Source organism: Catenuloplanes indicus (assembly GCF_030813715.1).
GTDB lineage: Bacteria > Actinomycetota > Actinomycetes > Mycobacteriales > Micromonosporaceae > Catenuloplanes > Catenuloplanes indicus.
In genome coordinates this window covers 4,036,643-4,054,068 of sequence record NZ_JAUSUZ010000001.1, presented here as the reverse complement: position 1 = coordinate 4,054,068, position 17,426 = coordinate 4,036,643, and the positions used below count along the sequence as shown (strand labels likewise).

General features: G+C 70.7%; 20 protein-coding genes. 7 read left to right on the top strand and 13 right to left on the bottom strand.

Features of this window, described 5'->3' with window-relative positions:
* Positions 1-10 precede the first annotated feature (10 nt).
* Positions 11-1,387, top strand: a complete 1,377-nt coding sequence (locus J2S42_RS18205) for a cystathionine beta-synthase (protein ID WP_307240735.1) — start codon at positions 11-13, stop codon at positions 1,385-1,387.
* 550 nt (positions 1,388-1,937) lie between these two features.
* Here J2S42_RS18205 and J2S42_RS18200 read toward each other — a convergent pair.
* From J2S42_RS18200 to J2S42_RS18180, 5 genes are all read right to left on the bottom strand, one after another.
* Positions 1,938-2,879: a S1C family serine protease gene (locus J2S42_RS18200; protein ID WP_307240733.1), complete on the bottom strand. Its 942-nt coding sequence runs from the start codon at positions 2,877-2,879 to the stop codon at positions 1,938-1,940.
* Between the two features lie 680 nt (positions 2,880-3,559).
* Positions 3,560-4,090: a GNAT family N-acetyltransferase gene (locus J2S42_RS18195; protein ID WP_307240731.1), complete on the bottom strand. Its 531-nt coding sequence runs from the start codon at positions 4,088-4,090 to the stop codon at positions 3,560-3,562.
* The gene (locus tag J2S42_RS18190; RefSeq protein WP_307240729.1) at positions 4,087-5,028 is read right to left on the bottom strand and encodes a ribonuclease Z; all 942 of its coding nucleotides are present in this window, start codon (positions 5,026-5,028) and stop codon (positions 4,087-4,089) included. Before J2S42_RS18190 ends, J2S42_RS18195 begins: the two co-directional genes overlap by 4 nt.
* Before the next feature lie 290 nt (positions 5,029-5,318).
* A complete protein-coding gene (locus J2S42_RS18185; RefSeq protein WP_307240727.1) occupies positions 5,319-6,188 on the bottom strand; it encodes a CHAD domain-containing protein in 870 nt (289 codons plus the stop codon).
* Positions 6,189-6,374: 186 nt separating this feature from the next.
* Complete coding sequence (locus J2S42_RS18180; RefSeq protein ID WP_307240725.1) at positions 6,375-6,560, bottom strand: hypothetical protein; 186 nt, start codon at positions 6,558-6,560, stop codon at positions 6,375-6,377.
* Between the two features lie 152 nt (positions 6,561-6,712).
* Between J2S42_RS18180 and J2S42_RS18175 the strand changes: the two genes are divergently transcribed.
* Complete coding sequence (locus tag J2S42_RS18175) at positions 6,713-7,684, top strand: hypothetical protein (RefSeq protein ID WP_307240723.1); 972 nt, start codon at positions 6,713-6,715, stop codon at positions 7,682-7,684.
* Here the strand turns inward: J2S42_RS18175 and J2S42_RS18170 are convergent, their stop codons facing one another.
* The 6 genes from J2S42_RS18170 to J2S42_RS18145 all read right to left on the bottom strand — a co-directional run bounded on the left by J2S42_RS18170 (position 7,685) and on the right by J2S42_RS18145 (position 10,905).
* Positions 7,685-8,341 (bottom strand): nucleotidyl transferase AbiEii/AbiGii toxin family protein, encoded by a 657-nt coding sequence (locus tag J2S42_RS18170; RefSeq protein WP_307240721.1) that lies wholly within the window; start codon positions 8,339-8,341, stop codon positions 7,685-7,687. It lies immediately after the preceding gene.
* Between the two features lie 10 nt (positions 8,342-8,351).
* Positions 8,352-8,675 (bottom strand): hypothetical protein, encoded by a 324-nt coding sequence (locus J2S42_RS18165; protein ID WP_307240719.1) that lies wholly within the window; start codon positions 8,673-8,675, stop codon positions 8,352-8,354.
* Positions 8,676-8,844: 169 nt separating this feature from the next.
* The gene (locus J2S42_RS18160; protein ID WP_307240717.1) at positions 8,845-9,336 is read right to left on the bottom strand and encodes a GNAT family N-acetyltransferase; all 492 of its coding nucleotides are present in this window, start codon (positions 9,334-9,336) and stop codon (positions 8,845-8,847) included.
* Positions 9,337-9,341: 5 nt separating this feature from the next.
* The gene (locus tag J2S42_RS18155) at positions 9,342-9,629 is read right to left on the bottom strand and encodes a type II toxin-antitoxin system TacA family antitoxin (RefSeq protein ID WP_307240715.1); all 288 of its coding nucleotides are present in this window, start codon (positions 9,627-9,629) and stop codon (positions 9,342-9,344) included.
* Positions 9,630-9,728: 99 nt separating this feature from the next.
* Complete coding sequence (gene msrA / locus J2S42_RS18150) at positions 9,729-10,421, bottom strand: peptide-methionine (S)-S-oxide reductase MsrA (RefSeq protein ID WP_307240714.1); 693 nt, start codon at positions 10,419-10,421, stop codon at positions 9,729-9,731.
* A 73-nt stretch (positions 10,422-10,494) separates the two neighbouring features.
* Positions 10,495-10,905, bottom strand: coding sequence for an HIT family protein (locus J2S42_RS18145; RefSeq protein WP_307240712.1), 411 nt, complete (start codon positions 10,903-10,905; stop codon positions 10,495-10,497).
* Between the two features lie 23 nt (positions 10,906-10,928).
* On the opposite strand from J2S42_RS18145, the gene J2S42_RS18140 reads away from it, so the two are divergent.
* The 3 genes from J2S42_RS18140 to ilvA are packed head-to-tail and all read left to right on the top strand — an operon-like array spanning position 10,929 to position 14,785.
* Positions 10,929-12,068, top strand: a complete 1,140-nt coding sequence (locus J2S42_RS18140) for a cystathionine gamma-synthase (protein WP_307240709.1) — start codon at positions 10,929-10,931, stop codon at positions 12,066-12,068.
* Positions 12,069-12,118: 50 nt separating this feature from the next.
* Positions 12,119-13,504 carry an amidase gene (locus J2S42_RS18135; protein WP_307240707.1) on the top strand — a complete coding sequence of 462 codons (1,386 nt, stop codon included), beginning with the start codon at positions 12,119-12,121 and terminating at the stop codon, positions 13,502-13,504.
* Positions 13,505-13,555: 51 nt separating this feature from the next.
* Positions 13,556-14,785 carry a threonine ammonia-lyase gene (gene ilvA / locus J2S42_RS18130; RefSeq protein WP_307240705.1) on the top strand — a complete coding sequence of 410 codons (1,230 nt, stop codon included), beginning with the start codon at positions 13,556-13,558 and terminating at the stop codon, positions 14,783-14,785.
* Between the two features lie 89 nt (positions 14,786-14,874).
* Here the strand turns inward: ilvA and greA are convergent, their stop codons facing one another.
* Both greA and J2S42_RS18120 read right to left on the bottom strand, forming a co-directional pair.
* Positions 14,875-15,369, bottom strand: coding sequence for a transcription elongation factor GreA (gene greA, locus J2S42_RS18125; RefSeq protein WP_370879201.1), 495 nt, complete (start codon positions 15,367-15,369; stop codon positions 14,875-14,877).
* A gap of 94 nt (positions 15,370-15,463) precedes the next feature.
* On the bottom strand, positions 15,464-15,898 hold the full coding sequence (locus J2S42_RS18120) for a DUF4307 domain-containing protein (RefSeq protein WP_307240701.1): 435 nt from the start codon (positions 15,896-15,898) through the stop codon (positions 15,464-15,466).
* 115 nt (positions 15,899-16,013) lie between these two features.
* Here J2S42_RS18120 and mca point away from each other — a divergent pair, with 115 nt between their 5' ends.
* Positions 16,014-16,895, top strand: coding sequence for a mycothiol conjugate amidase Mca (gene mca, locus J2S42_RS18115; protein WP_307240699.1), 882 nt, complete (start codon positions 16,014-16,016; stop codon positions 16,893-16,895).
* Positions 16,896-16,939: 44 nt separating this feature from the next.
* Entirely contained in the window at positions 16,940-17,233 is a 294-nt protein-coding gene (locus J2S42_RS18110) for a hypothetical protein (RefSeq protein WP_307240697.1), read from the top strand.
* Positions 17,234-17,426 lie beyond the last annotated feature (193 nt).

The window sequence follows — 17,426 nt, the reverse complement described above, 5'->3', positions numbered from 1 at the left end:
GTCTGTGGGCGTGCGCTACTACGACACCGTCGTCGACCTGATCGGCAACACGCCCCTGGTCCGCCTGAACCGGGTCACCGAGGGCATCGAGGCCACCGTGCTCGCCAAGGTGGAATACATGAACCCCGGCGGCTCGGTGAAGGACCGGATCGCCATTCGGATGGTCGACGATGCGGAGGCCGCCGGGCTGCTGAAGCCGGGCGGCACCATCGTGGAACCGACCAGCGGAAACACCGGAGTGGGCCTGGCCCTGGTGGCGCAGCAGCGCGGCTACCGGTGCGTCTTCGTCTGCCCGGACAAGGTCTCCGAGGACAAGCGCAACGTGCTCCGGGCGTACGGCGCCGAGGTCGTGGTCTGCCCGACCGCGGTCGCGCCCGAGGACCCGCGCTCCTACTACAACGTCTCCAACCGGCTGGCCGCGGAGATCCCCGGCGCATGGAAGCCGGACCAGTACTCCAACAAGGCCAACCCGCGCTCGCACTACGAGACCACCGGCCCGGAGCTGTGGGAGCAGACCGACGGGCGGATCACGCACTTCGTGACCGGCGTCGGCACCGGCGGCACGATCTCCGGCACCGGCCGCTACCTGAAGGACGCGTCCGCGGGCCGGGTCCGGATAATCGGCGCGGACCCGGAGGGCTCGGTCTACTCCGGCGGCACCGGCCGGCCGTACCTCGTCGAGGGCGTCGGCGAGGACTTCTGGCCGGACTGCTACGACCGTACCGTCGCGGACGAGATCGTCGAGGTCTCCGACAAGGCGTCGTTCGCGATGACCCGCCGCCTGGCCCGCGAGGAGGGCCTGCTGGTCGGCGGCTCCTGCGGGATGGCCGTGGTGGCCGCGCTCGACGTCGCCCGCCGCGCCCAGCCGGACGACGTCATCGTGGTGCTGCTGCCGGACGGTGGCCGCGGCTACCTCTCCAAGATCTTCAACGACGACTGGATGGCCCGGTACGGCTTCCTGGAGACGTCCGGCACCGAGTCGACCGTCGCCGAGGCGCTGGAGAGCAAGGGCGGCCAGATCCCGCCCATGGTCCACCTGCACCCCACCGAGACCGTGCGCGACGCCATCGACTACATGCGCGAGTACGGCGTCAGTCAGCTCCCGGTGCTCAAGGCCGAGCCCCCGGTGGTCACCGGCGAGGTGGCCGGCTCGGTCGCCGAGCGCGAGCTGCTCGACGCGCTCTTCTCCGGCAAGGCCCACCTGCACGACACCATCGAGCGCCACATGGCCGACCCGCTGCCCATGATCGGCGGCGGCCAGCCGGTCAGCGAGGCCGTCAAGCTGCTCGAACAGTCCGACGCCGCAATGGTCCTGATCGACGGCAAGCCGGCCGGCGTGCTCACCCGCCAGGACCTTCTCGCCCACCTGGCGCCGACAAACCCATAAAAGCGGATATTCCCGCTTCCGGCGCGGTGCGGCCCGCATGCTCCCGCGGGCCAACCGCGCGGAGGCCTCCGACTCCGCTGGCGCTCCGCTCCGGCCGCCGCGCCGGAGCCGGTCCCGCGACACTCACCACAACCCACGCGCCGCGGCCGGTGGCCCGGCCACCGGCCGCGGAGCCGGTTTCGCGGTGCCTGCCGCGGTGCGTGATGTGGTCCGGCTCCCGGAGCCGGTTCTGCGGTGATCGACACGACGACGCGATACGGCCGGCAAACGAAACCGACAGCCGCGTGTAGCCGATTTCCGCCGGGCTCACCCAGCACGCGAAGCGGGGATCGCCTCGGCTGCCGGCGTGCCTTCGCCAGTGCTGATTGCGCAACGGCGATATTGGCGTGATCGGCAATTCCCGTGCCGGCCGCGATTCGTGTCCGACGCGATTCTCCGGCGAGCTACCGACCTGAAATGTTTCAAGCAGCCGAATCGGCGCGCGAGCAATTTCACGAACGGTTCCGGCTTCGCCCGGTGAGGACGGAGCCGGCCGTCGTGACGGCGGTTGTCAGGTCAATTCCGCCGGTATCGTCACGACGTCGACCATGGCCTCGCGGCGGTAGAGCGTGAGCGGCAGACGGGAGCCGATCGCCGGGCCGAGCATCAGCTTGAGCAGCGTCTGGACGGTCTCGGTGGGCTCGGTGCCGGCGGAGACGATGATGTCGTCGAGGAAGATGCCGGCGACGCCGGCGGGTGAGCCGGGGACGACCTCGACGACGCGCAGCCCGTTGCGCTGGCCGAGGCGCGCGGCGAGCGGCGGTGGGAGCGGGACCGGGACGCTGGCGACGCCGAGCCAGGCGCGTCGCACCCGGCCGGTGGAGACGAGCTCGCCGATGATCTGCCGGGTGGTCGCGTTGATCGGCACGGCCAGGCCGAGGCCGTAACCGGCCACCGCGGTGTTGATGCCGACCACGGTGCCGTCGGACGCGGCGAGCGCGCCACCGGAGTTGCCGGGATTGAGTGCGGCGTCGGTCTGGATCACGTCGTCGATCGGGCGGACCCGGCGGCCGTCCCGGGCCGGGATGGACCGGCCGAGGCCGGAGACGACGCCGGCGGTGACGGAGCCGGCCAGGCCCATCGGGTTGCCCACCGCGACGACCAGCTGACCGACGCGCAGCCGGTCCGCGTCGCCGAGCGTGGCCGGTGGGACCGCGCCGCCGGCGCGCAGCACGGCCAGGTCGGAAAGCGGGTCGGCGCCGACCACGTCGAAGCGGGACTGCGCACCGTCGGCGAACGTGGCGGTGCCGGAGCGTGCCCCGGCGACCACGTGCGCGCTGGTGAGCAGGAAGCCGTCGGCCGCGAACGCGACGGCGGAGCCGGCCCCGGCGCCCCGGCCGGTCCGGACCGCGAGCGCGGCCACGCTGGGCAGGATGTCGGCGGCCACGCGCGTGACCACCCGGCTGTACGCGTCGAGAGCTTCATCATCTGCGTCGATCCGGTCGGCGTCCATGACAGCGGCAACGTCGAGGCGTACCGTCTAATGCCTTTGGCCGTTTCGCCGGGCGCGAACAAGGGCATTCACACGATGTTCGATGTCCGGGAGAAGGGCTTCCCGATCGTGTGGACGGGCGCGGATCGGCACGACGTTGATGTGTCATCGATGCAGGTTAAGTGCACGTTATCCGCTAAGCGCAAGTAAGCCGTCCACATAACGCAATCGCACACCGTGTGCGGCGCTGGGACTCGTCGTGACGGTTGACTTCGTCGTACGGAAGGGCCGAGCATTCGATATGGATTACCTCCGGCTCAGGAGGGCAAGACTGAGAGAAGGAAATGACCGTCGCCGAGCCCGCCCCCGGCGACGATCCACCGAGGACCCAGCTGCATAGCGACTTTTCTGGATGCCACGCTCCAGAGCTTGACCGTCCCCCGGCGAGCAAAGCCAGTGGCATCCTTCCGCGGTTGACGTCTTGTCGCCCCGCCAGCTTCGAGGCGTCCCGCACAGAACCCATCGGGCCCGGCGACCGGCAGGCCTCCGCCGATCGTCGAACGCCTCCGGCCAGGCGTTCGGTCCGGGCGAGATGGGGACGGCGGGCGAGGGTGCGTGGGAAACCGGTTCCCCCGCAACGAACGGTCACGTGCCCTCGCCTGCCACACTCCGCGCACCGCCGATGATGGAGTCGTCTCCCGCTAACCGGCCGTTACCGGGGGAGGGCTCCATGATCGACGGTAGCGGACCATCGGCACCATCGCGGCGCCGATCGCGTCGAGCGTGGTGGTCCCGTCGGACCGCCAGCCGTGATGCTCGTAGAAGCCACGGGCCCGCGCGTTGCCCTCCAGCACCCACAGCGACGCGCTGGTCCAGCCCGGCTGGGCGGCGAACCAGTCCTGCACGTCGGTCAGAAGCAGCCGGCCGAGCCCGGACCCGACCCGGTCCGGCGCCACGTGGATCGCGTGCAGGATCGCGGCGTCCGGCGCCTCGTCCGGCCCGGCGTAGGTGAAGCCGGCGATCGTGCCGCCGTCCTCCGCGACCGTGAAACGATGCGTGTCCCGCTCCCACCGGAACCGTTCCCGCCACCACTCGGCCATCGCGTCCGGCGTGATGTCGGCCAGCGCCTCGGCGGAGATGATCCCGGCGTAGGCGGTCGTCCGGGACGCGAGGTGCAGCGCGCCGACCGCCGCGAGGTCCGCGTCCGTGACCGCCCGCAGCAGCACGCTCATGCGTTCACTCGCACCCGCGACGGCACGTCCACCCGCATGAGGTCCCGGGCCAGCACGATCTCGCCGTCGAACTCGGCCCGCGCCTCGGTCAGGAAGCGGCCGCCCGGCTCGTACTCGTCCTGGCCGTACCGCTGGGAGAAGTGGGTGAGCACCAGCCGGCGCACGCCGCTCTCCCGGGCCACGCGCGCGGCCTGCGCGGCCGTCAGGTGCCCGACCTCGGCGGCGAGCGCGGCGTCCTCGTTCAGGAACGTGGCCTCGATGACCAGCAGATCCGCGCGGTCGGCCAGCGCGAACACCGCGTCGCAGAGCCCGGTGTCCATCACGAACGCGAACCGCTGACCCGGGCGCGGCGCGCTGACCTCGTCGAGCGTGAGCACGCGGCCGCCGTCGAGCGTGAGGCGGCCGGTCCGCTGCAGCACCCCGACGGCCGGGCCGGTGACGCCGTGCGCGGCCAGCAGCTCCGGGACGATCCGCCGCGAGTCCGGCTCGGTGAGCCGGTAGCCGCAGGTCTCCACGGAGTGCACGAGGCGGCGCGCGGTCAGCGTGAACGCGCCGAGATCCGCGGTCCAGCCGTCGGTCACCGGCGCCGGCACCACGGTCGCGGTCTCGTAGAACGAGCTGGCGTACCGCAGGCGGTCGAAGTATTCGGCACCCCCGGCCGGGAAGTGCACCGGCACCGGATGCGGCACCCGGTCGAGCGAGAGCCGCTGGATCACGCCGGGCAGGCCGAGGCAGTGGTCGCCGTGGAAGTGGGTGACGCAGACCCCGGTGATCGCGCTGGCCGCGACGCCGGCGCCCTGCATCTGCCGCTGGGTGCCCTCACCCGGGTCGAAGAGGATCCCGTGCTCGTCCCAGCGGAGCAGGTAACCATTGTGGTTGCGGTGCCGGGTCGGGACCTGACTGGCCGTACCGAGGATGACCAGCTCGCGTGCGCTCACCCGAGATAGTAAACAGCCCCCGGGGCACTCGCGCGAACGCGAACCGGCTGGACTCGGCCGGAACCCCGGGGGCTGGGTGGCTGTCTGGTATTCGCCGCACCGCTGCCACACGGTCTCGACGTCATACGACTGTCAAGGACAGCGGCTAGCGGACAGCCACCTCACGAGTCCGATTGCTACACAAAGCTAGGACCACCTCCTCTCACGTGTACGGCAACGTTATCCACTTCCGGGGGTGATCGGCAACGGTTTTCCGGCGACCTGAATCACGCCCTCTGACCAGCGGATACCTACTTCAGCCAGGCACGGGCGGCGGACTTGCCTGCCTTCCGGCGGGCGGCCGGCAGCGCGTCCAGCGCGCGCTCGCCCGCGTCGGCCTGACGCGCGTGCAGCAGGCCGTAGGTGAACGTCTCCTCGCCCCGGGCCGCGGCCGCACCGGCCGCTTCCAGCAGCACCGACCCGGTGATCACCGAGTCCTGGTGGGCGCCGAGCACGTCCTGCAGCGCGGTGAGCCGCTTGGCCAGCCGCCGGGCCGGGCGGCCGGCGGCGGGGCGGGTGACCTCCACCGCGTACCGTGCGCGCTTGTAGGCCTTCCGCGCGTCGTGCAGGTGCGCGTCAGCCTCCGGGCCGGGCGCGGACCGCCGGTCGCGGACCGCGTCGGCCAGCATGCGGTCGGCGCGGCGCACGGCCTTGCGGGTGCGCTTGCGCAGCCACGACGAGGAGCCGCCGTCGGTGCTCACGACCAGTGCGTTCAGCCGGCCGAGCAGCACCCGGTAGCGCTCGCCGTCCAGCGCGCCGCGCAGCCCGGAGCGGCCCTCCGCGATGCGGTCGCCGAGGCCCTCACGCAGCCGGTCCGCGACCGGGCCGTGGACCAGCCGGTCCGGCTCGGCCTCGACCGCGGCGGCCAGCCGCTCGGACATGACCTGCCCGTCCCGCACCGGGCCGAGCTGGTCGGCCAGCCACTTCAGTTCGGTGCGCAGCCACTCGGCGCGCTCGGCGTCCCACAGGCCGCGGAACGTGCGGAGCGTGCTGCGCAGCCGGCGGATCGCCACGCGCATGTCGTGCACGGCCTCGGCGTCGCCGCGCCGGGCGCCGGCCTCGGTCCATCGGATCGTGTCCCGCTGGGCGCGCAGGTACTGCAGCACCAGGTTGGTGGGCATCCGGTCATCCTCGCTCGGGGTGGCCGGAGGCGCCGGCAAGGGAGACCCGGCCACGGCCGCAGTGTCGATGACCTCGAACTTACGCCGGAAGCGCGTCGCGGTGACCATCTCTCAGTGCTACCCCCGCATGGCGCCGCCCATGTGAACGGGCGGCGAACTTTCACTCTTCTGGTACGACGCGGTCGCTCAGCGGGGTGGGTCGAGCCGCCGCTCGTCCGGCCCCGCGTGGTGTTCGCCGTCGACGAGGTCGTCCTCCGCGGGCTCGCACCAGACCAGGCCGGAACCCTTGCACGCCATGCAGGGGAGGCGGTTGCGGGCACCGGAGCCGTGACATGACAGGCAGGTGCGCAGGACGGGGGATAAGTCCGACATCGCCACACCGTCCTTGCCGTAACCGAGCTGATCGCGCCTACCGTAGTACACGCCCGCCGACCGTGCTCATGGCCGGTTGCCCGCAAATCAAGATCAATATTCCCGGGTACGGCCGGGAGCCGGAACGCGTCGGCCGCGCGAGGGATGCCCGGGTGGCGCCCGGCCGCTACCGTGACATGGTCTTCCGTACCGTTTCCGCCCTGGAGGCCGGTTTGTCGACGACCACCCGGAAGTGCTTCGTCGCGATGCCCATCAGCACGCCGGCCGACCGCGTCGCCGACTACGAGGGTGACGCCGACCACTTCGGACACGTCCTTGAGTACCTCATCTCGCCCGCACTGCGCGAGGTCGGCTACCAGGTGATCCCACCGGCCGCGAGCGGCTCCACGGTGATCCAGGCGGAGATCGTGAAGAATCTGGTACAGTCCGACCTGGTGCTCTGTGACGTCTCCACGCTCAACGCGAACGTCATGCTCGAGCTCGGCATCCGCATCGCGCTGAACCGGTCGATCTGCCTGATCCGCGACAATCTGACCACCCAGCTGCCGTTCGACATGTCGATCATCAATACGTACGAGTACTCCAGCAGCCTCAACCCGTGGTCGCTGCGCGGCGAGGTGGAGGCGCTGTCCGCGCACATCCAGGCCACCCGCAACAGCAACCCGGAGAACATCAACCCGCTCTGGCGCTACTTCGGCCTCACGCTCCGCGCCGAGTCCCCGGTCGAGCAGGTCGAGGAGAAGGACCCTTGGCAGGCCAAGTTCGAACTGCTCGCCAGCCAGGTCGACTCCCTGGTCAAGCAGCAGCACGACGGCACCGCCCCCGGCGCCTCCCGGCCGGTCGCCGACCCCGCCGTCGTCGCCGAACAGGCCGCCCAGGACGAGGCCGCGATCGCCAACGCCCCCTCGCACGTCCGCGACCTGCTCCGCGAGGCCACCCGGATCGCGGGCGAGGTCAACGCTCGCGTCCTCCCCGCCGAGATCAAGGACGACGAGGTCGTCCTCGACCTGGGCGTCTACGTCCTCGGCCTGTCCCGCCGCGAGGACATCATCAACCTCGGCCACCGCATGGGCCTCCGCGTCCGCTTCCTCGGCGGCCAGAGCCCCGACTCCCCAGCCGCCTGATCACCCGTCCCCCACCAACTCCCGCCGCCATTCGGCGAATGCCTGCCGTAACGAGGCGATCGTCTTCCCATCGGTGCCATAGGCGGCGAACGTCTTTTCGCTGATCTCATTCGCCATACCGAGCGCCCGCGCGAACATGGTCCGGTCAAAGCCGGGATCGGCGCTCACCGCGAGGTGGAGAAGTTGCTCACGGCTGTAGCGGCCGCTGTCGAGAATGGCATGGACGTCGAGGAAATCACGTGCCACGGCACGTGCGTAGAGCGCGGCCATCTTGTTCGCGACCGCGTCGTCGGGGTGTAGAACCGGGCCGATATCCAGCTGTACAGGTGGGTGTGATCGCCAGTCCGCTGCCATCTCGATCTTGTCCGTTCGTCCGCCGGGATCATCGGTGCGGTTGACGAGCAGGCGCGCGAACGTCTCTGCCCGGGCATCGGTGGTGACGGTGAATCCCGCTCGTTCAAGTGCTGCGGCGACGAGATCGACTACGGCAGGGAAATCGGCACGGCGTTGCCAGTCCGTGAAAAGGTCGATATCGCTGCTCGGTCGTTCGCCTATGCCGTGTACACGCACGGCATAGCCGCCGGCCAACGCGAGTCCGTACTGCTCGCCTGCGGCGGCCAGTGCGATTTCAGTGAGGTGCCGGTGCCGCTGATCCATGCGGCGGAGGCTACGCGGCGGAGCGTGTGTCCTCCGGCCGGGGCAACTCGGGAAAGCGCTGCTCCCACGTGCTGCGGATTTCCGGTGACAGCCACAGAGTGGGCCAAAGGCGAAATAAAGTCGCTCGATCGAGGTAGTCATGCAGATCGGCCGGCTTGGTCGCCTCGATCAACACGGTGCGGTAATAGTCGACCAGTCGCGCGGGATCATCGAGGTCGTATTCCGGTGCACCGGACCAGTCGAGGTGCGGCGGGAGCATGATCGCCCCGGCTGCGGGACCGTGCAGGTCGGCCAAACTGTCGGCAGTCACGATCGGCTTGGCGTAGCGGCGCATGCACTCACCTCCCAGGCAAGAATACGGCCACCGCCGGAGGGCGGTGGCCGTGACGACCGGTCAGCGGGTGCCCGGGGCCTCGATGGAGGTCTGGGCGGGCATGTTGCCGATGCCGATGGGGCAGCTCAGGCCGTTGGAACGAGGCTGACGATATGTGCCCCTCGCTGGTTCACTGGCGGACTGCTGCGGCGATGTCGCTGATCTTCTGCACCAGGCGCATGAAGCCGGGGATCTCGCGGAAGCCGTGGTGAAGATAGAAGCCGTGCGCACCCTGGTCGATCGCGTCGACGACCACGAAGCGGGCGGCGACCACCTCGGTGGCGACCACGATGCGCTGTAGGGCGTCCGCGAGGAGGGCTCCGCCGAGCCCTTGGCCGTGCAGGGTCTTGTCGAGGGCCAGTCGGGCCAGCAGCACGGCTGGGATCTGGCCAGGGTTTCCTCGCCCTAGGGATCGCGGGAGGTCTTCACGCGTGATCAGATGGGCGGCGATCGTGTAGTAGGCGGCAACCCGACCTTCGTCCTGCCAGACGAAGGTCCGGCCGGTGCGGCGAGCCTCGGTGGTCAGAGCGTGCTCGCGCAACCAGATGTCGAGGTCGGTCTTGCCGCTGTCAAAGTCTTCGGTCTCGTGGCGTTCGTTCAGTGCTTCGCTGATGAAGGCCACGAGCGTCAGCGCCGTTCCACAATGCCGCGAGCGCGTTCCGCGGCCTTCTGCAGCGCGGCGTTCGGTCGTGCCGGAGCGTCGAGCGCTCGCAGAAGTTCCTCGAAGAAGTCGGCCGGCACGATGGTGCCGGCTGAGTGCTCGTGCAGAATCTGGTCGGCGCGTTCCTCTGCGGCGGTTCGCGCGAAGTCGGACGTGCTCTCGTGTACTAGTTCGGCCGCCTGTTCGATGCGTTTCTTCGCTTCGGGCCGAAGGCGAAACTCGAAGCGGGCGGACGCGGCGATGGTCATCGTCATGTTCCCTCCTGTGTACGGACGAGTGTACGTACACAGGAGGTTCGTCGGCAACGAATTGGGTGGCGCAACCGCCGAGTCGGCGGTGGCCGCGACAACCGGTCAGCGGGTGCCCGGGGCCTCGATGGAGGTCTGGGCGGGCATGTTGCCGATGCCGATGGGGCAGCTCAGGCCGTTGGGGCCGTGGTTGCAGTAACCGTTGGGGTTCTTGGCGTCGGACAGGTACTGCTGGTGGTAGTCCTCGGCGAAGTAGTAGTGCTTCAGCGGCGCGATCTCGGTGGTGATGTCGCCGAGGCCGGCCTTGGCGACGACCGGGGCGAAGACGTCGCGGGACGCGAGGGCGGTCTTCAGCTGGGCGTCGGTGGTGGTGTAGATGGCGGAGCGGTACTGGGTGCCGACGTCGTTGCCCTGGCGCATGCCCTGGGTCGGGTCGTGGTTCTCCCAGAAGGCCTTCAGGATCGCCTCGAAGGAGATCTTGGCGGGGTCGTAGACCACCTGGACGACCTCGGTGTGACCGGTCAGGCCCGAGCACACCTCCTCGTAGGTGGGGTTCTCGGTGAAGCCTCCGGCGTAGCCGGCGGACGTCGAGATCACGCCGGGGAGCCGCCAGAAGATGCGCTCGGCACCCCAGAAACAGCCCATGCCGAACACCGCGACCTCCGCGCCGGACGGCCAGGGGCCGGTCAGCGAGGTGCCCAGGACGGTGTGGCGGTCGGCCACCGGCATCGACACCGAGCGACCGGGGATCGCCTGCTCCTCGGTGACCAGGTCAAGCTTCTTGAACCGCAAGAACACGGTGAGCTCCTCTCATGCTTCCACCAGCATCCAACACCGGGGCTTGCACGATCCTTACCCGCGGGACGTACCGTCACAGAGCGTTTCTGATCTTGTCGGCGTAAGCCGCGGCCTCGTCGGGTGAGGTGTAGCGGGTCCGGGGCCAGAAGAAGCCGCGCAGGCCGTCGCCCTTGGTGCGCGGCACCACGTGCGCGTGCAGGTGCGGTACCGACTGTGAGACCCGGTTGTTCATCGCCACGAACGTGCCGCCCGCGCCCAGTCCCGCCTCGACGGCCACGGACAGCCGCTGCACGAGCGCGAAGAACGGGCCGAGCAGCGAAAGATCAAGATCAGGCAGCGCCGGTACGTGCGGGCGCGGCACCACCAGCACGTGCCCCTTGAAGACCGGGCGGGTGTCCAGGAACGCCAGCCCGTCCGGTGTGTCCGCCACCACGGTCGCGGGCGTGCTGCCCGCCACGATCGCACAGAACACGCACTCCGCCATCCGGGCAGACTAGCGTTAGCGAAATGACGCACGGCTTCGAAACGCTCGCGATCCACGCGGGCCAGGACCCGGAGGCACGCACCGGTGCGGTGGTGCCCCCGATCTTCCAGACCAGCACGTATGCACAGGACGCCGTCGGCTCACCCCGGCTCGGCTACGAATACTCGCGGTCCGGCAACCCGACGCGGGACGCGCTGCAGGAGTGCCTGGCCGCAATCGAGGGCGGGCGCCGGGCGTTCGCGTTCGCCAGCGGCCTCGCGGCCGAGGACACGCTGCTCCGCGCCGTGCTCCGGCCCGGCGACCACGTGATCATCCCGGACGACGCGTACGGCGGCACGTTCCGGCTCTTCGCGAAGGTGGCGGAGCGGTGGGGCCTGAGCTGGTCCGCGGTCGACCTCACGGACGTGGACATGGTCCGCACCGCGATGACGCCGCACACCCGGATGATCTGGGTGGAGACGCCGACGAACCCGCTGCTGTCGATCGCGGACATCGCGGTGCTCGCGGCCGTCGCGCACGAGCGGGAGGCGCTGCTGGTCGTGGACAACACGTTCGCCTCGCCGTACCTGCAGCAGCCGCTCGCGCTCGGCGCGGACGTGGTGGTCCACTCCACCACCAAGTACCTCGGCGGACACTCCGACGTGGTCGGCGGCGCGCTGATCGCCAGCGACGCGGAGCTGATCGAGCAGATCGGCTTCCACCAGAACGCGATGGGCGCGATCAACGGCCCGTTCGACGCGTGGCTGACGCTGCGCGGCGTCAAGACGCTCGGCGTCCGGATGGACCGGCACTGCGACAACGCGGAGAAGATCGCCGAGTACCTCACCCGGCAGTCGGCGGTGTCCCAGGTCATCTACCCCGGTCTGGAGTCGCACCCCGGTCACGACGTGGCCGCGAAGCAGATGCGCCGGTACGGCGGGATGATCTCGTTCCGCGCGGCCGGCGGCCCGGAGGCGGCGGAGCGGATCTGCAACAGCACCAAGCTGTTCGTGCTCGCCGAGTCGCTGGGCGGCGTGGAGTCGCTGATCGAGCACCCCGGCCGGATGACCCACGCGAGCACGGCCGGATCCCCGCTTGAAGTTCCCGCCGATCTCGTGCGACTGTCGGTCGGCATCGAAACCGTCGACGATCTTCTCGCGGATCTCGAGGCGGCACTGCGCTGATCGACACCGGGGCCCTGGCGCACAGGGCCCCACACACTCCGGGAGGGGTCATGACGGAGCCGGTGCCCAACTGGGTGGGTGCCACGGCGAAGCAGATCGCCCGCGGCGTCCGCCGCGGGGACACGTCCGCCACCCAGGTCGTCGCCGACCACCTCGAACACATCGGCAGCCGGGACCCGCTGATCGGCGCGTTCCGCGTCGTGCGCGGCGGCGAGGCCGCGACCGAGGCGGAGAAGGTCGACGAGCAGCACGACCTCACCCGGCTCCCGCTGGCCGGCGTGCCGGTCGCGGTGAAGGAGAACACCGCGATCGCGGGCCTGCCCACCTGGAACGGATCGGCGGCGGCACGCGGCCCGATCGCGGAGGCCGACCACGAGGTGGTCCGCCGGCTGCGCGGCGCGGGCGCGGTCGTGGTCGCCACCTCGCGGATGCCGGAGCTGGGACTCTGGGCGGTCACCGACGACGAGGACGGCCCGACGCGCAACCCGTGGGACCTCACCCGTACGCCCGGCGGCTCGTCCGGTGGCGCCGCGGCCGCGGTGTCGGCCGGTCTGGTGCCGCTCGCGCACGGCAACGACGGGTTCGGCTCGCTGCGCATCCCGGCCGCGTGCTGCGGCCTGGTCGGGCTCAAGCCGGGCCGGGGCGTGGTGCCGCCGCCACCGGAGAGCGACGGCTGGTTCGGCATGGCCGAGCACGGCCTGCTGTCCACCACGGTGGCGGACGCGGCGATCGGGTTCGCGGTGCTGGCCGGCCGCGACTCGGCGAAGCTGACCGAGCCCAGCGGGCTGCGCGTCGCGGTGTCCACCCGTTCGCCGGTGTCCGGCATCGCGGCCGACGCGCCGAACCGGGACGCGGTCACCGCCGCCTCCCGGTTGCTGATCGCCGGTGGGCACACCGCGGTCGCCAAGGACCCGGTCTACCCGGTCTCGCTCGGCCTGCGTGGGCTGGCCACCTGGTTCGGCGCGAGCTGGACCGAGGTGAGCAACCGCGGGCTCGAGATCGGGGCGCTGCAGCGGCGCAACCGCCGGCACATCCGGCTCGGGAAGATCGCAACCCGGCGTGGGTACGCACGGGAGGCCGACCGCGAGGCCTGGCGCGACCGCTCGATCGCGTTCTTCGCGGACAACGGCGTCGACCTGCTGCTCACCCCGGCGCTGGCCGCCACGCCGCCCGCGGCCGACGGCTGGTCCGGCCGGTCGTGGTCGGCGAACATGCTGGCCAGCATGCGGTACGCCCCGTTCGCCGCGCCGTGGAACCTGGCCGCGCTGCCCGCGCTGGTGGTGCCGGTCGGTGTACGCCCGGACGGGCTGCCGCTGGCGGTGCAGCTCGTCGGCCCGCCCGGCTCGGAGATGACGCTGCTGGCGGTCGCCGGGCAGTTCGAGCTGGCCGCGCCCTGGCAGCGGCACGCGCCGTCGGTTTTTCCCGCGGTGCGGTAGCCGCATCTCCCGGTCCGGCGTCCGGGTCCCCGCGGGTGGGACCATGCGAGCATGGATGATCTCGTTTCGCTGCCGGACGTCGAGGCGGCCCGAGAGCTGATCAGCGGCGTGGTGCGGACCACGCCGCTGGAGCCGTCCCGGCCGCTCTCCGCGCTGCTCGGCGTACCGACGTGGCTGAAGTGCGAGAACCTGCAGCGCGCCGGGTCGTACAAGGTGCGCGGCGCGTACGTGCGCCTCTCCCGGCTGTCCGCGGCGGAGCGCGCCCGCGGCGTGGTCGCGGCCAGCGCCGGCAACCACGCGCAGGGCGTGGCGCTCGCGGCCGGCCTGCTGGGCATCTCGGCGACCGTGTTCATGCCGGTCGGTGCGCCGCTGCCGAAGGTCGCGGCGACCCGCAACTACGGCGCGGCGGTCGAGTTCCGCGGCGCGACCGTGGATGAGGCGCTGGTCGCGGCTCGGGAGTTCGCGGACCGGACCGGCGCGGTGTTCATCCACCCGTTCGACCACCGGCACGTGATCGCCGGGCAGGGCACGGTGGCGCTGGAGATCCTGGAGCAGTGCCCGGACGTCGGCACGATCGTCACCGGCGTGGGCGGCGGCGGCCTGATCTCCGGGCTGGCGGTCGCGGCGAAGGCGCTCCGGCCGGACGTGCGGGTGATCGGCGTGCAGGCCGCCGGTGCCGCCGCGTTCCCGCCGTCACTGGCCGCGGGCTCGCCGGTGCGGTTGCCCGGCATCAGCACGATCGCGGACGGCATCGCGGTCGGCTGCCCCGGCGACGTGACGTTCCGGCACGTGTCCAAGCTGGCCGACGACGTGGTCACGGTGTCCGACGAGGACATCTCGCGGGCGCTGGTGATGCTGCTGGAGCGCGGCAAGATGGTGGTGGAGCCGGCCGGTGCGGTCGGCGTCGCCGCGCTGCTGGCCGGCCGGATCGAGGTCGGCGACGGCCCGGTGGTGGCGGTGCTGTCCGGCGGGAACATCGACCCGCTGCTGCTGCTGCGGATGATCGAGCACGGCCTGTCCGCGGCCGGGCGGTACCTGCGGTTCGCGGTCCGGTGCAGCGACCGGCCGGGTCAGCTCGCCGTGCTGTTGTCCCGGCTGGCCGAGCTGCAGGCGAACATCGTGGACGTCGAGCACCTGCGGCACAGCCCGATGCTGCGGATCGGCGAGGTCGAGGTGGCGCTCTCCGTCGAGACGCGCGGCACCGGGCACAGCAAGGAGGTGCTCAGTGCCCTGCGTGAGGCGGGTTACTCCCTCCGCCTCACACCGGGCATCGAGTCCTAGAGCCTGTATCGACGTGGGATGCCGGGCTACGGCGAGGCCCAGGCGCCGCCTGGCCGTGCCTCGCTCCGCCCCCCACGTCGATACAGGCTCTAGCCGGCGAAGGGCTCGAACGCGACGACCGTGACCTTTATGTCGGCGCCGCTGGGAGCCGTGTAGGTGCAGGTCTGGCCGCCGGACGCGCCGAGGATCGACTTGCCGAGCGCGGACTCCGGACTGTAGACGGTGTAATCCGTCGTCGCGGAGATCTCGCGGGAGCCGAGCAGGAACGTCTCGGTGTCGTCCTTGTCGTCGTCGAAGTAGATGGTGACGACCATGCCGGGCGAGACCTTGTCCGCGGAGGGGGCCTCGCCCACCTGCGCGTCGCGGAGCAGCTCCTTGAGGTACGAGATGCGGTGCTCCTGCTTGGCCTGCTCCTCGCGGGCGGCGTGGTAACCGCCGTTCTCCCGCAGGTCACCTTCCTCGCGCCGCTCGTTGATCTCCGCTGCGATGACGGGGCGCGCCGCGATCAGCTCGTCGAGCTCGGCCTGCAGCCGGTCGTACGCGTCCTGGGAAAGCCAGGTCGTGGACACAGACGATCTCCTCATATGGCTTGCGGCGAACAGGGTCGAACTACCAACTTACCAGTGGGAGACAACCCATTTCACTACCGAGTTTCACCGGCAGTGATCGCGAGGCCGCTTACGAGTTAGCGCGGCAGCGGAGCACCTCGCCGATGAACGGCCGTTCGGTGGTGGTCAGCCGATGATCGACGGTGACCGGTTCGCCACCGGCAGTGCCGTTCACCCGGACCTCCTCCGCACCCACGGTGGCGCCGGCGCGGTTGCGCGCGCGGACGCCGCACGTGGCGGAACCGTCCGCCGGCACGTTCACCCGGAAGTGCACCACCAGGCCGGTGTCCGTGATGTCCGTGTAGCTGATCACCTCGGCGTCGTAGGCCGGATCGCCGTACTTCTGGTACTCGCTGTACGCGATCATGACGCCGATCACCAGCACCACCGTCAACGCGGCCACGACCAGCAACGGACGGCGCCGGCGCTGCTCGCGCCGCCGGCCGTAGCGGCCCGGGGGGAACACCGGGGCCGCCGCAGGTGTTGTCGCGGGCGTCTCGGTCACCGGTGCCACACTCCTGCGGTTGGGTACGTCGGGGCCGGTCGGCCAGAATGTGTCCGGTCCATTCTCGCAGCACGCGGGGATGAACGTACCGGCAGGTCACGAGGGAGAGTCAGCGTTGGCTGAGCAGTTGCGTCTGATGGCGGTGCACGCACACCCCGACGACGAGTCAAGCAAGGGCGCCGCGTCGAGTGCGAAGTACGTCGCGGAAGGCGTCTCCGTGCTGGTGGTCACCTGTACCGGCGGGGAGCGCGGCAGCGTGCTGAACCCCAAGCTGGACCGGCCGGAGGTGTGGGCGGACATCGCGAACATCCGGCGCCGGGAGATGGACGCGGCGCGCGAGATCCTCGGCGTGCGGCAGGCCTGGCTGGGCTACGTCGACTCCGGTCTGCCCGAGGGTGACCCACTGCCGCCGCTGCCGGACGGCTGCTTCGGCCTGATGGACCCGGAGGTGGCCGCGGAGCCGCTGGTCAAGCTGATCCGCGAGTTCCGCCCGCATGTGATCACCACGTACGACGAGAACGGCGGTTACCCGCACCCGGACCACATCATGACGCACAAGGTGTCGGTGGCCGCGTTCGAGGCGGCCGGCGACCCGGACCGGTTCCCGACCGCCGGTGAGCCGTGGCAGCCGCTGAAGCTGTACTACAACTCCGGCTTCTCCAAGGACCGCGTGCTCGCGCTGCACGAGGCGATGTTGGCCGCGGGCCTGACCTCGCCGTACACCGAGTGGATCGAGAAGTGGGACGAGAGCCGTGACCGCGGCGCCAAGATCACCACGCGGGTGCCGTGCGGCGAGTACTTCCACGTCCGGGACGACGCGCTCCGGGCACACGCCACCCAGGTCGACCCGGACGGCTTCTGGTTCCAGGTGCCGCTCGAACTCCAGCTCAAGGTGTGGCCGACCGAGGACTTCGAGCTGGCCCGGTCGCTGGTCGACAGCACCGCGCCGGAGACGGACCTGTTCGCCGGGATCCGAGACTCGGTGACCGTGCGCTGAACCGACCGGCGTACCGTGGGCGGTGAGAACGTGGAGGTGGCGGGATGGTGACCCCGACTGGGCTGGACCTGCTCGCGCAGAACAACTTCGGTGACACGCGCACGGGTGGTCTGACCGGGCCGCTGGGCCTGCTCATCATCGTGCTGCTGGCGATCGCGACCGTGTTCCTGATCCGGAGCATGAACAAGCGGCTGCGCCGGCTGCCCGACTCGTTCCCGCCGCCCGCGGCCGGCCCGGCGAAGCCGGAGAAGGGCGGCGAGGAGAAAGTCCTCGATCCGACAGACCCGGCGGCCGAGGCCGAGGCGCGGGAAGAGAGCGGAAGCACTCCCAAGAATTGAGCACGCGACGCTGACCAGCCTCTGTGGCCGGATCAGCACTGTGGCCGGGGCGTCAACCCCTGTTGCGCGGTCCGCGATTGGCTTAGCCTTCCGCCGGGGGGTGTAATCATCCCCGGACCCTGCGCGGAAAGGGGGCGGTCGCCGATGTCTACGACAAGTGATCGCCGACGCACCGCCAGCCACTCCACAGTGG

Excerpts from the sequence above, each read along its gene's own strand:
- ilvA (WP_307240705.1), top strand. The coding sequence starts at position 13,556 with ATGGATGATCTCGTTTCGCTGCCGGACGTCGAGGCGGCCCGAGAGCTG.
- J2S42_RS18200 (WP_307240733.1), bottom strand. The coding sequence starts at position 2,879 with ATGGACGCCGACCGGATCGACGCAGATGATGAAGCTCTCGACGCGTAC.
- J2S42_RS18135 (WP_307240707.1), top strand. The coding sequence starts at position 12,119 with ATGACGGAGCCGGTGCCCAACTGGGTGGGTGCCACGGCGAAGCAGATC.
- J2S42_RS18180 (WP_307240725.1), bottom strand. The coding sequence starts at position 6,560 with ATGTCGGACTTATCCCCCGTCCTGCGCACCTGCCTGTCATGTCACGGC.
- J2S42_RS18140 (WP_307240709.1), top strand. The coding sequence starts at position 10,929 with ATGACGCACGGCTTCGAAACGCTCGCGATCCACGCGGGCCAGGACCCG.
- J2S42_RS18110 (WP_307240697.1), top strand. The coding sequence starts at position 16,940 with ATGGTGACCCCGACTGGGCTGGACCTGCTCGCGCAGAACAACTTCGGT.
- J2S42_RS18145 (WP_307240712.1), bottom strand. The coding sequence starts at position 10,905 with ATGGCGGAGTGCGTGTTCTGTGCGATCGTGGCGGGCAGCACGCCCGCG.
- J2S42_RS18165 (WP_307240719.1), bottom strand. The coding sequence starts at position 8,675 with ATGCGCCGCTACGCCAAGCCGATCGTGACTGCCGACAGTTTGGCCGAC.
- greA (WP_370879201.1), bottom strand. The coding sequence starts at position 15,369 with ATGAGGAGATCGTCTGTGTCCACGACCTGGCTTTCCCAGGACGCGTAC.
- J2S42_RS18155 (WP_307240715.1), bottom strand. The coding sequence starts at position 9,629 with ATGACGATGACCATCGCCGCGTCCGCCCGCTTCGAGTTTCGCCTTCGG.
- J2S42_RS18185 (WP_307240727.1), bottom strand. The coding sequence starts at position 6,188 with ATGCCCACCAACCTGGTGCTGCAGTACCTGCGCGCCCAGCGGGACACG.
- J2S42_RS18170 (WP_307240721.1), bottom strand. The coding sequence starts at position 8,341 with ATGGATCAGCGGCACCGGCACCTCACTGAAATCGCACTGGCCGCCGCA.
- J2S42_RS18195 (WP_307240731.1), bottom strand. The coding sequence starts at position 4,090 with ATGAGCGTGCTGCTGCGGGCGGTCACGGACGCGGACCTCGCGGCGGTC.